This window comes from Streptomyces lacrimifluminis (genome assembly GCF_014646095.1).
GTDB lineage: Bacteria > Actinomycetota > Actinomycetes > Streptomycetales > Streptomycetaceae > Streptomyces > Streptomyces lacrimifluminis.
The window spans coordinates 93,245-108,311 of the sequence record NZ_BMMU01000013.1 but is presented as its reverse complement, the minus strand read 5'-3'; the positions used below and the strand labels follow the sequence as shown (position 1 = coordinate 108,311).

Below are 15,067 nucleotides of genomic sequence, written 5' to 3'. Positions count from 1 at the left end.
GGGCACGACGCTGTCAGTGGCCGTCCGTAGACTGGCCCCCGTGAGCGACACCGACCCCTTCGACGAGATCATCGACGCCGAGACCGACCGCGACCCCGACCTCGCGGTCATCGAGGCCGGCAGCCGCACCCTCCGCGCCGCAGGCGGAGCCGCGGTCGCGGACGTGCCCGGCCGGCCCCGGGACCCCGAGGTCGACAAGGCGCTGCGCGCGGTGGAGGCGGACCTCGCCACGCGCTGGGGTGAGACCAAGCTGGAGCCGTCCGTCAGCCGTATCGCCGCGCTGATGGACGTGCTGGGGGAGCCGCAGCGCGCGTACCCCTCGATCCACATCACCGGCACCAACGGCAAGACCTCCACCGCCCGCATGATCGAGACCCTCCTCGGCGCCTTCGACCTGCGCACCGGGCGGTACACCTCGCCGCACGTCCAGTCGATCACCGAGCGGATCACTCTCGACGGTGCGCCGATCTCCGCCGAGCGGTTCGTGGAGACGTACGACGACATCAAGGCGTACGTCGAGATGGTCGACGCCCAGCAGGAGTTCCGGCTCTCCTTCTTCGAGGTGCTGACCGGCATGGCGTACGCCGCCTTCGCCGACGCCCCCGTCGATGTGGCCGTCGTCGAGGTCGGGATGGGGGGCAGCTGGGACGCCACCAACGTCATCGACGCCGATGTGGCCGTCGTGACGCCCATCGATCTCGATCACACCGACCGGCTGGGCGGGACGCCCGGTGAGATCGCCGTCGAGAAGGGCGGCGTCATCAAGCAGGACGCGACCGTCATCCTCGCCCAGCAGCCGGTCGACGCGGCCCAGGTGCTGCTGAAGAAGGCCGTCGAGGTGGATGCCACGGTGGCCAGGGAAGGGCTGGAGTTCGGGGTCGTCGGCCGACAGGTCGCCGTCGGCGGTCAGATGCTGACGCTGCGCGGGCTCGGCGGGGAGTACGAGGAGATCTTCCTCCCACTGCACGGCGCCTACCAGGCCCACAACGCGGCCGTCGCCCTCGCCGCCGTCGAGGCGTTCTTCGGCGTCGGCACCCAGCGGCCCGAGCCGCTCGACATCGACACCGTGCGCAAGGCGTTCGCCGCGGTGACGTCCCCGGGGCGGCTGGAGGTCGTCCGGCGCTCTCCCACCGTCGTGCTCGACGCCGCGCACAATCCGGCGGGCGCGCGGGCCACGGCCGAGGCCGTGGGCGAGGCCTTCGACTTCAGCCGGCTCATCGGCGTGGTCGGGGCGAGCGGGGACAAGAACGTGCGCGGGGTGCTCGAAGCGTTCGAGCCGATCTTCGCCGAGGTCGTGATCACGCAGAACTCCAGCCATCGCGCGATGGACGCCGACGAACTGGCCGCCATCGCCGTCGAGATCTTCGGCGACGACCGGGTCCAGGTCGAGCCGCGTCTCGACGACGCCCTGGAGGCCGCCATCACCCTCGCCGAGGAGGACGGGGAGTTCACGGGCGGCGGTGTCCTCGTCACCGGCTCCGTCATCACCGTCGGCGAGGCCCGACTGCTCCTGGGGAGGGGCTGACCTTCCATGCGTACGCTCTGTGCTTCGACCCTGATCGGCGAGGTGTTCCTGATCGGCTTCGCCGGTCTCGTCGCCATGAAGGATCCCGACCTGTCCATGTCGACCGTGTGGACGGTCAGCGGCATCGCCATGCTGCTGTGCGTGCTGCTCTGCGGTGTGATCACCCGGCCCGGCGGGGTGCAGCTCGGCTGGGCCCTGCAGATCGCGCTCATCGCGTCCGGCTTCATCGTGCCGACGATGTTCTTCATGGGCGCGATGTTCGCCGCGCTGTGGTGGGCGTCCGTGCACTACGGGCGGAAGATCGACGAGGCGAAGGCGCGTTTCGCCGCGCAGACCCAGTCGACCGGTACCAGTCCTGACGCTGCGTGACACGCGCTCGGACCGGCCCTGTAGCCTCTGACCACCGCACACACGTGACCCGAATGGAGCCACCCTCGTGACTCAGCGCACCCTCGTCCTCCTCAAGCCCGACGCCGTCCGTCGCGGCCTGACCGGCGAGATCATCGGCCGGATCGAGCGCAAGGCCGGCTGGCGGATCACCGCGCTGGAGCTGCGGACGCTGGACCAGGACACGCTGGAGCAGCACTACGGCGAGCACAAGGGCAAGGTCTTCTACGAGCCGCTCGTCGAGTTCATGGCTTCCGGCCCCGTCGTCGCGCTCGTCGTCGAGGGCGACCGGGTCATCGAGGGTGTGCGGGCGCTCGCCGGACCCACCGACCCCATCGCCGCGGCCCCCGGTTCCATCCGCGGTGACTACGGCGTGATCGTGCGCGAGAACCTCATCCACGCCTCCGACTCCGAGGAGTCGGCCGAACGCGAGCTGAAGATCTTCTTCCCCGGCCGCGGCTGACCCGTCCGGGGCATCGGCGTACGGCCGGTGAACTTCTTGGGCAGTTTCTGTTCGCGCGTTTCCTGAGGAACCGTCACCTCACTCGGATGCCTGACCTGGGACGGCCGTCGAAAACCGGCCGTCCTCCGGCATATGCGTGCCGATCGGGGGAACGCCTACCCCCGAACGCCCGTCTCCAGAAGCGAGGCGGCACATCGCGTGCTGACAATGGCGAAGACCCTCGCGTGGTGTTCGTGCAGGCGCGACTACGATGTAAGCCTGGCAAGCCTGTACGCCACCGCACCCACTTCGCCGCCCCGAAACAGAGCCATCACGCGCTTCACTTGGGAAGGCCAGACGAATCCTGATGGGGAACTCAATGTCGTTCATCGGCCGCGACATGGCAATCGACCTCGGGACGGCCAACACGCTGGTGTACGTCAGGGGTCGCGGGATCGTCCTCAACGAGCCGTCCGTCGTCGCGATCAACACCAACACCGGTGGCATTCTCGCGGTCGGATCGGAAGCGAAGAAGATGATCGGTCGGACGCCCGGCAACATCGTTGCCGTGCGCCCGCTCAAGGACGGTGTCATCGCCGACTTCGAGATCACCGAGCGGATGCTCCGCTACTTCATTCTGAAGATTCACAAGCGGCGGTATCTCGCCCGTCCCCGTGTCGTCGTCTGTGTGCCCTCGGGCATCACGGGTGTCGAGCGCCGCGCCGTCATCGAGGCCTCGTCCCAGGCCGGTGCGCGTCAGGTGCACATCATCGAGGAGCCCATGGCCGCGGCCATCGGCTCCGGCCTGCCGGTCCACGAGGCCACGGGCAACATGGTGGTGGACATCGGCGGCGGCACCACGGAGGTCGCGGTCATCTCCCTCGGCGGCATCGTCACCGCCCAGTCCATCCGCGTCGCGGGTGACGAACTGGACAGCTCGATCATCCAGCACATCAAGAAGGAGTACTCGCTCCTGCTGGGTGAGCGGACTGCCGAACAGATCAAGATCACGATCGGTTCGGCGTACGACCTCGACAACGACGAACACACCGAAATCCGTGGCCGGGACCTTGTCTCCGGGCTGCCCAAGACCGTCGTGATCTCCGCGGCCGAAGTGCGCAAGGCCATCGAAGAACCGGTCAACGCGATCGTCGACGCCGTGAAGACCACCCTCGACAAGTGCCCGCCCGAGCTGTCCGGCGACATCATGGACCGCGGAATCGTTCTGACCGGTGGCGGGGCCCTGCTCCGCGGACTCGACGAACGGCTGCGCCGTGAGACCGGTATGCCCATCCACATCGCCGAGGACCCGCTGGACAGCGTGGCGCTCGGCTCCGGGAAGTGCGTGGAGGAGTTCGAGGCGCTCCAGCAGGTGCTGGACGCGCAGCCGCGCAGATGACGTAACTCTTCGATTCCGCCGTACGAGATGATCTCCTCTCGTACGGCGGATCGTTGGTATAGAGGCATAAGCTCCCCCGAACAACTCTTCTGCCCAACTTTCTGCCCCAACCCCTTTGCCCCAAAAAAACTCTATTGAGGAAGGCACGCCGCCGCACGTGAGGGACACACGAGAGAGCCGGCTGCTCCTGGTGCTGCTGATCGCCATCGCGTTCGCGCTGATCACGGTGGACATCCGCGGCGGTGAGGACTCACCGGTCGACGGTGCCCGGCAGGCCGCGGCAGCCGTCTTCGGGCCGGTCGAGGACGGGGTGGCCACCGTGGTCGACCCCGTCGGCGACGCGGTCTCGGCCGTACGCGACTCCGGTGACCGGCACGACCGGCTCGCCACGCTGGAGAAGGAGAACGCGGCGCTCAAGGCCCGTCTCGGCAGCGACGACCGCAACCGCAGCCGCCTCGGCCAGCTCGACAAGATGCTCAAGTCGGCCGGCGCCGGGCAGTACGGCATCAAGGGCGCCGAGGTCATCGCCATAGGAGCGGCCCAGGGCTTCTCCTGGACGGTCACCATCGACATCGGCGCGGGCGACGGCGTCAAGCGCGACATGACCGTGCTGAACGGCGACGGACTCGTCGGCCGCGTCACCACCGTCGGCCCCGGCACCTCGACCGTGCTGCTCGCCAACGACCCGGACTTCACCGTCGGCACGCGGATGGAGGGCAGCGACGAACTCGGCTTCGCCTCCGGGCAGGGCGACCGGCCGCTGCGCGTCCAGCTCCTCAACGGCAAGGCCAAGGTGCAGAAGGGCGACCGGCTCGTCACCTTCGGCTCGCAGGCCGACAAGCCGTTCGTGCCCGGCGTGCCCGTCGGGTTCGTGTCCCGGGTCGACCCCTCGGGCGGCGACCTGACCCGCACGATCTACGTCACGCCGTTCGTCGGCTTCACCAAGCTCGACATCGTCGGTGTCGTCGTCGAGGCCCCGCGCACCGACCCGCGCGACACCGTCCTCCCGGCCAGGCCGAGGCCGATCCCCACGCCGACGGTCACCGTGACGGTGACACCGTCCGCGTCAGAGGCCGACGGCCAGTTCCAGCAAGAGCAGTAGGAGCTGAACTCTCCCATGCGTTTCAACCGGATGCTCCTCTCCGCCACCCTGGTGGTCGTCGCCATGGTGATCCAGGTGAGCGTCCTCGCCCGCCTCCATCTCCCGGGCGCCGTCCCCGACCTGCTGCTGCTGACCGTCCTCGGCCTCGCCCTGGTGTACGGCCATGTCGGCGGCGCCCTCGTCGGTTTCGGCGCCGGACTCCTCGCCGATCTCGCCCCGCCCGCCGACCACGCGGCCGGCCGCTACGCCCTGGTGCTGTGCCTCATCGGCTATCTGGCCGGTCTCGTCAAACCCGAGAACGGCCGGCTCAAGTCGGCCACCGGCCCGATGGTCGTCGTGGTCGCCGCCGCCGTCGGCACGACCCTGCTGTACGCCGGTGTCGGCGCCCTCGTCGGCGACACCGCCGCCCGCCATGTCGGCCTCGGCAGCCTGCTGTTCACGGCCGCGCTGTACGACCTGCTGCTCGCGCCGTTCGTGGTCCCCGGCATCATGTTCCTGGCCCGCAGAGCGGAGAACGACCCGCTCGCCGAGGCCAACTCCTCGGCCAAGAAGGCCGACATCGCCTCGGGCTGGCTCTCCTCCGGCACCGGCCTGCGTATCGGCAGCCAGCGTGGCGGCCTGAAGATGAAGGCGGTCCGCTCGAAGGCGGCTCGCGCCGGCCGCATCAAGGGGGTCAAGCGCCTGTGACCGCCCGCCGGCCGAACTCCGACACCGACGCCCCTGCCCACACTCACAGCTCGACCGTGTACTCGTATGCCTCGTACGTCCGTGTCCCGCACGCGAACTGAGAGGCGGAGGCAGCACCAGTGACCAACATTCCCGAGACCGGCCGGACGCCACGCGTCCAGATCCGCCTCGTCGTCATCCAGATCCTCGTCCTCTCCCTCCTCGGCACCCTCGGGGCCCGTCTGTGGTACCTCCAGATCCGGGAGGGGGACGCCTACGCCAAGGAGGCGTCCGGCAACCATGTGCAGCAGGTCGTGCAGCCCGCCGTACGCGGGTCGATCCTCGACGCGCGCGGGGTGCCGATCGCGGACAACGAGACGCGCCTCGTCGTCTCCGCCTCCCGCACCGAGCTGCTGAAGATGAGGGACGACGGTGACGCCGTCCTCACCAAGCTCGCCGGGGTCCTGGGCATGAAGCCCAAGGACGTCAAGGACAAGGTCCGGCTGTGCGACGCCAAGACGCCGCAGCCCTGCTGGAACGGCTCGCCGTACCAGCCGATCCCCATCACCGACGAGGCCACCGCCCGCCAGGCCCTCCAGATCCGCGAGCGCTCCGAGGACTTCCCCGGCATCACCGCCGAGCCCGAGGCCGTGCGCCGTTACGCGGGCCCCGGCGGGTCCAACACCGCCCAGGTCCTCGGCTACCTCTCCCCGGTCACCGACGAGGAGATCACCAAGGCGCAGGACACCGACTCGCCCTACCTCCGCTCCGACCAGGTCGGCCGCTCCGGTCTCGAACGGGAGTATGACAGGGAGCTGCGCGGCAAGGCCGGCGTCACCCGCTACGAGGTCGACAACCTCGGCCGCGTCATCGGCACCGCCGAGGCGGACCCCGCCCAGTCCGGCTCCAACCTCGTCACCAGCATCGACGCCCGGGTCCAGCGGGTCGCCGAGTACGAGCTGAACGACGCGATGAAGAAGGCCCGCGACGAGTACGACGACAACACCAGCGAGAACTACAAGGCCGACGCGGGCGCGGTCGTCGTCATGGAGTCCAGGACGGGCCGGGTCGTCGCCATGGCGTCGAACCCGACGTACGACCCGAACGCCTGGGTCGGCGGCATCTCCGCCAAGGACTACACCAAGCTGACCGGGAAGAACTCCAACTACCCGCTGCTCAACCGGGCGATCCAGGGCCAGGCGGCCCCCGGCTCGATCTTCAAGGTCATCTCCACCTCGGCCGCCGTCAACGCGGGCTACGACTTCGACGGGCGTTACGACTGCTCCAGCTCGTACTCGATCGGCGGCCAGGTCTTCCAGAACTACGAGTCCAAGGGGTACGGCCCGATCAACCTCGGCCGCGCCATCGAGGTCTCCTGCGACACCGTCTTCTACCGTCTCGCCCACCAGGAATGGGCCAAGGACGGCGGCCTGAAGTCGAACAAGAACGCGAAGAACTGGTTCTACACCACCGCCCACCAGTACGGCCTCGGCGCCGTGACCGGCATCGACCTGCCGAACGAGGTCGCCGGCCGCGTCCCGGACCGCAAGTGGAAGCAGGACTACTGGAAGGCCAACAAGGCCTCCTGGTGCAAGTACGGCAAGAAGGGAGGCTCGTACGCCCAGCAGATCGCGTACGAGAACTGCCTCGAAGGCAACCTGATGCGCGCCGGTGACTCCGTCAACTACTCGATCGGTCAGGGCGACATCCTCGTCACGCCGATACAGATGGCGACGATCTACTCCGCGATCTCCAACGGCGGCACCCTGTACGACCCGACCGTCGGCAAGGCGATCGTCAGCGCCGACGGCAAGTCCGTGCAGGCGATCGCGCCCAAGGCGCACGGCAAGCTGCCGATCAGCAAGGCGACCCTGAAGGACATAGACGGTGCCCTGGAAGGCGTCGTCACCCGCGGGTCGGCGGCCTGGCGGTTCGGCGGCTGGCCGCAGGACAAGATCCCGATGCACGCCAAGACGGGTACGGCCGAGGTCTACGGCAAGCAGACCACCTCGTGGTTCGCGACGTACACCAAGGACTACACGATCGTCATGACGATCTCCCAGGGTGGTACGGGTTCCGGAGCCTCCGGCCCGGCCGTCCGCAAGATATACGAGGCTCTGTACGGCGTCTCCCCGGACGGCACGATCGACAACAGGAAGGCGCTGCTGCCCACCCCGCAGAAGAGCCTGCCGAAGATCGAGTCGGACGGCTCGATCGACGCCCCGAAGATCAAGCCGTACGCGCCGCCGAAGGAGGCCACCGAGGAGACACTCGCCCTCGCGGGCGGCGGGCTCCCACCGGCCACGGTCGCCTCCGAACGGACGGGCGCCAACCGAGCCCGTCGCAGGCGCGGTAGCAGCCGGAGTACGGGCGGGCCGCAGAGCAGGCGGAGGGCGATCTCATGACCGGCGCGAACACCTTCTCCGTCTCCGGCTACGGCCCCGAACGCTCGTCCCTGTCCCGTCTGCTGGCCCGCGACTCGCTGGCCCGCAGGCTGGACTGGCCGATACTGCTGTCCGCGCTCGCGCTGTCCTTCATGGGCGCGATCCTGGTCTACTCGGCGACCCGCAACCGCACCGAGATCAACCAGGGCGACCAGTACTACTTCCTGATCCGGCACCTCATGAACACCGGCATCGGGTTCTGCCTGATGATCGGCACGGTCTGGCTCGGCCATCGCACCCTGCGCACCGCCGTGCCGATCCTGTACGGCCTCTCGGTCTTCCTGATCCTCATGGTGCTGACCCCGCTCGGCGCGACCGTCAACGGCGCCCACGCGTGGATCGTGCTCGGCGGCGGCTTCTCGCTCCAGCCCTCGGAGTTCGTGAAGATCACGATCATCCTGGGCATGGCGATGCTGCTGGCCGCCCGGGTCGACGCGGGCGACAAGGCCTACCCCGACCACCGCACGGTGCTCCAGGCGCTGGGCCTGGCCGCCGTACCGATGATGATCGTCATGCTGATGCCCGACCTCGGGTCGGTCATGGTCATGGTCATCATCGTGCTCGGGGTGCTGCTGGCCTCCGGCGCCTCCAACCGCTGGGTCTTCGGCCTGCTCGGCACGGGCGCCCTCGGCGCGGTCCTGATCTGGCAGCTCGGGGTCCTGGACGAGTACCAGATCAATCGCTTCGCCGCCTTCGCCAACCCCGAACTCGACCCGTCCGGCGTCGGCTACAACACCAACCAGGCGCGGATCGCGATCGGTTCCGGCGGCCTCACGGGCACCGGCCTGTTCCACGGTTCCCAGACCACGGGCCAGTTCGTACCTGAGCAGCAGACCGACTTCGTGTTCACGGTCGCGGGGGAGGAGCTCGGCTTCGTCGGCGCGGGTCTGATCATCCTGCTCCTGGGCGTGGTCCTGTGGCGCGCCTGCCGTATCGCCCGCGAGACGACCGAGCTGTACGGCACGATCGTCGCCGCCGGGATCATCGCGTGGTTCGCGTTCCAGTCGTTCGAGAACATCGGGATGACCCTGGGGATCATGCCGGTCGCCGGTCTGCCCCTGCCTTTCGTGTCGTACGGAGGATCGTCGATGTTCGCCGTGTGGGTGGCCGTGGGGCTGTTGCAGTCGATCAGGGTGCAACGGCCGATGTCGGCGTAGCTCTCCGCGGGAGGTGCGGTGTGTCGGCTGCGGGCCGGCCGCGCCCACGCGGCGGAGCCGCATTTCGACAGGTGCCTCGCTCCCCGGAAGTGACCGGCGGGTGTCGTGCAGGGGAACGGTGAAGGTGTCCTGGATGGCCAATAAACACCCTTTGGGTACTGCCATCGAGGCGGAATCGTGACTAGATTCGATTCATGGCGGACACAAAGCGGGAAATCGAGCGGAAGTACGAATCCGACGACAGCGGGCTGCCCGACCTGACCGGCGTCGCCGTCGTCGCGGACGTCCTCGACAAGGGCACCGCCGAACTGGACGCGACCTACTACGACACCTCGGACCTGCGGCTGGCCGCCGCGTCGATCACGCTGCGCCGCCGCACCGGCGGCCATGACGCCGGCTGGCACCTGAAACTCCCGGTCGCCCCAGGGGTGCGGGACGAGATCCAGGTACCGCTCTCCGACACCGTCCCCGACGAACTGGCGGGCCTGGTGCGCGCCCGGATCCGCGAGGGCCAGCTCGTGCCCGTGGTGCGGCTGCGCTCCACACGGGACCTGCGCGACCTCGTCGACTCAGACGGCCGGCAACTCGCCGAGGTCGGCGTGGACACCGTACGGGCGGAACGGCTGTTCGGCGGCGAGGGCACCGCCCAGTGGACCGAGATCGAGGTGGAGCTCGCCGACGGCGGAAATCCGGCCCTCCTGGACAAGGTGGAGAAGCGCCTGCGCAAGGCGGGCGTGCGGCCGTCGAAGTCCACGTCGAAGCTGGCCCGGGCGCTGGCGGAGACCAAGGGCGGACACCCGCGCCCGAAGGACGAACCCGCCGAGCCCGTCACCGCCGGCGACCACGTCCTGGCCTACGTCCGCGCCCAGCGGGACGCCATCGTCGACCTCGACCCGGCCGTACGCCAGGACACCGAGGAGTCCGTGCACGACATGCGGGTCGCCACCCGCCGTCTGCGCAGCACGTTCACGTCCTTCCGCACGGTCCTCGACCGGAAGGTCACCGACCCGATCGGCGACGAGCTGAAGTGGCTCGCAGGCGAGCTCGGCGTGGGCCGCGACCACGAGGTGCTGGCGGAACACCTGGGCACGGTCCTCGACGAACTGCCCCCCACCCTCCTCCACGGCCCCGTCCGGGACCGGCTGGGCGCCTGGTCCAAGGCCGAGTACGGAGGAGCCCGCCGCCGACTGCTCGGCGTGCTGGACTCCCCGCGCTATCTGACGCTCCTCGACACCCTGGACGCCGTGGTCGCCGAGCCTCCGGTGCTCAAGGCGGCGGCGAAGAAGCCGGACAAGGTACTCGCCGAGGCCGTACGCAAGGACTTCGCGAAGGTGTCCGCGCTGATCGAGGAGGCCATGGGGCAGCCGCCGGGCACCGACCGCGACCTCGGGCTGCACGAGGCACGCAAGAAGGCCAAGCGCACCCGCTACGCCGCCGAGGCGGCGACCCCGGCTCTCGGCGGCCCGGCCAGGACGCTCACCAAGTCCATGAAGTCCCTCCAGAGCCTGCTCGGCGACCACCAGGACAGCGTCATGGTCCGCACGACGCTGGGCGAGCTGTCCGCCGTGGCGCACGCGGCCGGGGAGGACACCTTCACGTACGGGCTGCTGTACGGGCGAGAGGAGCGCCGGGCCGCGCGGGTGGAGGAGACGCTGCCGGAGACGTGGAGGACGATTCGGGGTTCGACGGAGATCTAGCACCTGGCCGAGTACCTGGCTCGGCACCGGTTTTCACGCGGGCGGGGGAGCCCTCCGGGCGGGTTACGCTTGGTGGTCATCCCCGTCAGCTCACGAAGGTAACGCCGCGATGCCTGTCGAGTCGGTTTTCCCGCAGCTCGAAGCTCTGCTCCCGCACGTGCAGAAGCCGATCCAGTACGTCGGCGGTGAGCTGAACTCCACGGTCAAGCCCTGGGACAGCTGCGACGTCCGCTGGGCGCTCATGTACCCGGACGCGTACGAGGTCGGGCTGCCCAACCAGGGCGTCATGATCCTCTACGAGGTACTGAACGAGCGCGAGGGTGTCCTCGCCGAGCGTACGTACAGCGTCTGGCCGGACCTGGAGGCGCTGATGCGGGAGCACGGCGTCCCGCAGTTCACCGTGGACGGTCACCGGCCCGTGAAGGGCTTCGACGTGTTCGGGCTGTCCTTCTCCACCGAGCTGGGCTACACGAACATGCTGACGGCGCTGGACCTGGCGGGTATCCCGCTGGAGTCCAAGGACCGGACGCTCGACGACCCGATCGTGCTGGCCGGCGGCCACGCGGCCTTCAACCCCGAGCCGATCGCGGACTTCATCGACGCGGCGATTATCGGCGACGGCGAGCAGGCCGTCCTCGACATGACGGAGATCATCCGCGCCTGGAAGGCGGAGGGCCGGCCCGGCGGTCGCGAGGAGGTCCTGCTCCGCCTCGCGAAGACGGGCAGCGTCTACATCCCCGGCTTCTACGACGTGGAGTACCTGGCGGACGGCCGGATCGCCCGTGTCGTACCCAACAGGTCCGGTGTCCCGTGGCGGGTGTCCAAGCACACGGTCATGGACCTCGACGAGTGGCCCTACCCCAAGCAGCCGCTGGTCCCGCTCGCGGAGACGGTCCACGAGCGCATGTCGGTCGAGATCTTCCGCGGCTGCACGCGCGGCTGCCGCTTCTGCCAGGCCGGCATGATCACGCGCCCGGTGCGCGAGCGGTCGATCACGGGCATCGGCGAGATGGTGGAGAAGGGCCTGAAGGCGACGGGCTTCGAGGAGGTCGGCCTCCTGTCCCTGTCCTCGGCGGACCACTCGGAGATCGGCGACATCGCGAAGGGGCTCGCGGACCGCTACACGGAGGACAAGATCGGGCTGTCGCTCCCGTCGACCCGCGTGGACGCCTTCAACGTGGACCTCGCCAACGAGCTGACGCGCAACGGCCGTCGCTCGGGTCTGACCTTCGCCCCCGAGGGCGGCTCGGAACGCATGCGCAAGGTCATCAACAAGATGGTGTCCGAGGAGGACCTCATCCGGACCGTCTCCACCGCGTACGGCAACGGCTGGCGCCAGGTGAAGCTGTACTTCATGTGCGGTCTGCCGACGGAGACCGACGAGGACGTCCTCCAGATCGCCGACATGGCGATGAACGTGATCGCCGAGGGCCGCAGGGTCTCCGGCCAGAACGACATCCGCTGCACGGTCTCGATCGGCGGCTTCGTGCCCAAGCCGCACACCCCGTTCCAGTGGGCCCCGCAGCTCTCCGCCGAGGACACGGACGCCCGCCTGACGAAGCTCCGGGACAAGATCCGCGGCGACAAGAAGTACGGCCGCTCGATCGGCTTCCGCTACCACGACGGCAAGCCCGGCATCGTCGAGGGCCTGCTGTCACGCGGCGACCGGCGGATCGGCGCGGTGATCCGCGCGGTGTACGAGGACGGCGGTCGCTTCGACGGCTGGCGCGAGTACTTCTCGTACGACCGCTGGATGGCCTGCGCGGAGAAGACGCTGCCCGACTTCGGCGTCGACGTCGACTGGTACACGACGCGTGAACGCACCTACGAGGAGGTCCTCCCGTGGGACCACCTTGACTCGGGCCTCGACAAGGACTGGCTGTGGGAGGACTGGCAGGACTCCCTCGACGAGACAGAGGTCGAGGACTGCCGGTGGACGCCGTGCTTCGACTGTGGGGTGTGTCCGCAGATGGACACTTCTATCCAAATCGGGCCTACGGGGGCGAAGTTGCTGCCGCTGACCGTGAAGTAGTGAGGTGAACGCCGCAAAGGGGCGTCCGAAGGGTCGGTGACCCCTTGGGCGCCCCTTTGCGTGTGGTCGTCAGGGGACGATGGTTCCGCCGTTGGTCTGGCTCGGAGCCGGGCGTCTGTTCGTCTCGACCCAGGGGTTGCCGGCGTTGGTGCCGCAGTCCAGGATTCCCGGGTTGGGGCCGTTGGCGTCGAACTGGCAGGTGAGTTCGTAGACCCGGCCCGTGGTGGTGATCAGGTCGAACTGGATACCCCCTGACGCCTGGTGTTCGCCGACGGAGGCGCCGCAGGGTACGCCCGCCGCGCCGCCCGCGGGGTAGCCGGTGTGGGTGCTGAGGTCGGTCCACAGCATGGGGTTGGCGTCGCTGCCCGTGAGGTCGCGGATGCCCGCGTAGAAGCGTCCGTCGGTCGACAGTGCGGCGCGGTACTCGACGTTGCCCTGGGGGCGGTAGGCGTCGATATCGGAGCAGGGGCCCGGGGTGCCCGTCGCGCCCGTCGCGCCTGTGTTGCCCATGGGGCCTGTGTTGCCCATGGGGCCGGTGGGGCCCGTTGGTCCGGTCGCGCCCGTCGCGCCGGTTGCTCCGGTGGGGCCGGTCGAGCCCTTCGGGCCGGTCGGACCGGTCGGACCGGTCGGGCCCTGGCACTTGTCCTTGCCGCCCTGGGTGGTCGAGGCGGTGCGGTGCTTGGAAGACTGCTTCTTGCACTTGTCCTTGTCGCCGCCGCTGTAGTGGCTCGCTCGGGCGGTGTGGTCGCCCACACCGCGCGCCGCGGCCGTCGCCGGGCCGGCCACGCTCGCGGCCAGGACCAGTGCGAGTGAGGCCACCATTCCGGCCTTCTTGAACCTGTCCCGTGCCAGTGGCCCGAGAAGCGAACGCGTCCTGTGGTCAGGACTCATCGGTGTGCTCCTTGCGTCGACTTGCCTTCTTGCCTCGACCGGTTCGGGGTGTCCCGAACACGAGGGCGAGCTTTACCTGAGTGCGATGCGCGGAGCGGCAATACGGGCGGAGAGTCGTGCGTTTATCCACGTATAGGACTAATCGGTGCGTTCGGATGGGTTACCCGTGCGACGCGTTCCGCGTGCGCGAATCGGGATGTATCCGGCACATGTCACATTGGCGCCGTGAAAAAGCAGACTCTCTGCCTCTGCATGATCGTCAAGAACGAAGCGCAGGTGATCGAACGGTGCCTGAGCTCCGTACGGCACCTCATCGACCACTGGATCATCTGTGACACCGGCTCCACGGACGGCACACAGGACCTGATCCGCACAACGCTCGACGGCATCCCGGGTGAACTCCACGAGGAACCGTGGGTCGACTTCGGGCACAACCGGACCGGCAACATCCAGCGCGCCCGTGGCAAGGCCGACTATCTCCTCACCCTCGACGCCGACCACGTCATGCGCCAGGACGCGCCGCTGCCCCTCCTGACGGCGACGTCCTACATGCTGCGGTACGACACCCCCGGCACCCAGCACCCGCTTCAAGAACCTCATGCGGGGCGACCGCACGTGGCGCTACGAAGGTGTCACCCACGAGTACCCGTGCACGGACGAGTCGGACGGGCCCGACGTCCAGGAGAACCTGGACGCTCTCGTCATCGAGGACCATGCCGACGGCGGCTGCCGGAGCGACAGGTTCGAGCGCGACGCGCGGCTGCTGCGCGGCGCGACGACTGGCCGGGCGCGATGGACGCGTTCTCCCGGGCCTGGGACGCCCGGCCCTCGCGCCTCGAAGCGTGCTACGAGCTGGCCTCACGCCTGCGCGTGAAGGGCCGCTACCGCACCGCGCACGCCCTCCTCGGGGGCGTCGTCGGCACCCCGGAACCGGACGACCTGCTGTTCACCAGGTCGTGGGTGTACCGGTGGGGTCTGCTCTTCGAGTACTCCATCACCGCCTACTGGGTGGGCGACTACGCTGCCTCGATCGAGGCGTGCGACAGGTTGCTGGCCATGCCGGACCTGCCCGAGCCGATCCGCCGCCAGACCGTCCTCAACCGCGAGTTCGCGGTCGGTCAGACCGCCCCCGCGGTCCCCGGACCGTCCGGCGGCCGTCACGGGCGGGAGCAGACCACCGTGGCGAGTGCGAACGAGGTGTAGAAGCGCGTCGCCCTAGGCCGCGTAGGCGAGAGGGGCGTATGTGCCTCCCCGGGGAAAGCCACCCGTGTTCGGCGCCGGCCAACGGGACGGCAGGACATAAGTCATAGGTTTACGGCCGATGT

12 protein-coding genes are annotated in these 15,067 nt (G+C 69.0%); 11 read left to right on the top strand and 1 reads right to left on the bottom strand.

Annotated features, from left to right (window positions below; genetic code table 11):
• Positions 1 to 40 precede the first annotated feature (40 nt).
• The 10 genes from folC (at position 41) to IEY89_RS20575 (ending at position 12,851) form a co-directional block, all read left to right on the top strand.
• Positions 41 to 1,525: a bifunctional tetrahydrofolate synthase/dihydrofolate synthase gene (gene folC / locus IEY89_RS20620; RefSeq protein WP_189148922.1), complete on the top strand. Its 1,485-nt coding sequence runs from the start codon at positions 41 to 43 to the stop codon at positions 1,523 to 1,525.
• Positions 1,526 to 1,531: 6 nt separating this feature from the next.
• On the top strand, positions 1,532 to 1,894 hold the full coding sequence (locus IEY89_RS20615) for a DUF4233 domain-containing protein (protein ID WP_189148921.1): 363 nt from the start codon (positions 1,532 to 1,534) through the stop codon (positions 1,892 to 1,894).
• A gap of 67 nt (positions 1,895 to 1,961) precedes the next feature.
• Positions 1,962 to 2,375: a nucleoside-diphosphate kinase gene (ndk, locus tag IEY89_RS20610; RefSeq protein ID WP_164406615.1), complete on the top strand. Its 414-nt coding sequence runs from the start codon at positions 1,962 to 1,964 to the stop codon at positions 2,373 to 2,375.
• Positions 2,376 to 2,733: 358 nt separating this feature from the next.
• Complete coding sequence (locus IEY89_RS20605; protein ID WP_189148920.1) at positions 2,734 to 3,753, top strand: rod shape-determining protein; 1,020 nt, start codon at positions 2,734 to 2,736, stop codon at positions 3,751 to 3,753.
• Between the two features lie 157 nt (positions 3,754 to 3,910).
• A complete protein-coding gene (mreC, locus tag IEY89_RS20600; RefSeq protein ID WP_189148919.1) occupies positions 3,911 to 4,855 on the top strand; it encodes a rod shape-determining protein MreC in 945 nt (314 codons plus the stop codon).
• 15 nt (positions 4,856 to 4,870) lie between these two features.
• The gene (gene mreD, locus IEY89_RS20595) at positions 4,871 to 5,542 is read left to right on the top strand and encodes a rod shape-determining protein MreD (RefSeq protein ID WP_189148918.1); all 672 of its coding nucleotides are present in this window, start codon (positions 4,871 to 4,873) and stop codon (positions 5,540 to 5,542) included.
• Between the two features lie 119 nt (positions 5,543 to 5,661).
• The gene (gene mrdA, locus IEY89_RS20590) at positions 5,662 to 7,926 is read left to right on the top strand and encodes a penicillin-binding protein 2 (protein WP_189148917.1); all 2,265 of its coding nucleotides are present in this window, start codon (positions 5,662 to 5,664) and stop codon (positions 7,924 to 7,926) included.
• On the top strand, positions 7,923 to 9,122 hold the full coding sequence (rodA, locus tag IEY89_RS20585; RefSeq protein WP_189148916.1) for a rod shape-determining protein RodA: 1,200 nt from the start codon (positions 7,923 to 7,925) through the stop codon (positions 9,120 to 9,122). Before mrdA ends, rodA begins: the two co-directional genes overlap by 4 nt.
• Positions 9,123 to 9,316: 194 nt before the next feature.
• Complete coding sequence (locus IEY89_RS20580) at positions 9,317 to 10,819, top strand: CYTH and CHAD domain-containing protein (protein ID WP_189148915.1); 1,503 nt, start codon at positions 9,317 to 9,319, stop codon at positions 10,817 to 10,819.
• 109 nt (positions 10,820 to 10,928) lie between these two features.
• On the top strand, positions 10,929 to 12,851 hold the full coding sequence (locus IEY89_RS20575) for a TIGR03960 family B12-binding radical SAM protein (protein ID WP_189148914.1): 1,923 nt from the start codon (positions 10,929 to 10,931) through the stop codon (positions 12,849 to 12,851).
• 69 nt (positions 12,852 to 12,920) lie between these two features.
• On the opposite strand, the gene IEY89_RS20570 is transcribed toward IEY89_RS20575, so the two are convergent.
• Positions 12,921 to 13,742 carry a hypothetical protein gene (locus tag IEY89_RS20570; protein WP_189148913.1) on the bottom strand — a complete coding sequence of 274 codons (822 nt, stop codon included), beginning with the start codon at positions 13,740 to 13,742 and terminating at the stop codon, positions 12,921 to 12,923.
• Positions 13,743 to 13,967: 225 nt separating this feature from the next.
• On the opposite strand from IEY89_RS20570, the gene IEY89_RS20565 reads away from it, so the two are divergent.
• Positions 13,968 to 14,945, top strand: a complete 978-nt coding sequence (locus IEY89_RS20565) for a glycosyltransferase (protein ID WP_229695330.1) — start codon at positions 13,968 to 13,970, stop codon at positions 14,943 to 14,945.
• Positions 14,946 to 15,067: the final 122 nt, after the last annotated feature.

Coding starts and splice junctions, on each gene's coding strand:
- IEY89_RS20615 (WP_189148921.1), top strand. CDS start 1,532: ATGCGTACGCTCTGTGCTTCGACCCTGATCGGCGAGGTGTTCCTGATC.
- IEY89_RS20605 (WP_189148920.1), top strand. CDS start 2,734: ATGTCGTTCATCGGCCGCGACATGGCAATCGACCTCGGGACGGCCAAC.
- mreD (WP_189148918.1), top strand. CDS start 4,871: ATGCGTTTCAACCGGATGCTCCTCTCCGCCACCCTGGTGGTCGTCGCC.
- rodA (WP_189148916.1), top strand. CDS start 7,923: ATGACCGGCGCGAACACCTTCTCCGTCTCCGGCTACGGCCCCGAACGC.
- IEY89_RS20580 (WP_189148915.1), top strand. CDS start 9,317: ATGGCGGACACAAAGCGGGAAATCGAGCGGAAGTACGAATCCGACGAC.
- IEY89_RS20575 (WP_189148914.1), top strand. CDS start 10,929: ATGCCTGTCGAGTCGGTTTTCCCGCAGCTCGAAGCTCTGCTCCCGCAC.
- IEY89_RS20570 (WP_189148913.1), bottom strand. CDS start 13,742: ATGAGTCCTGACCACAGGACGCGTTCGCTTCTCGGGCCACTGGCACGG.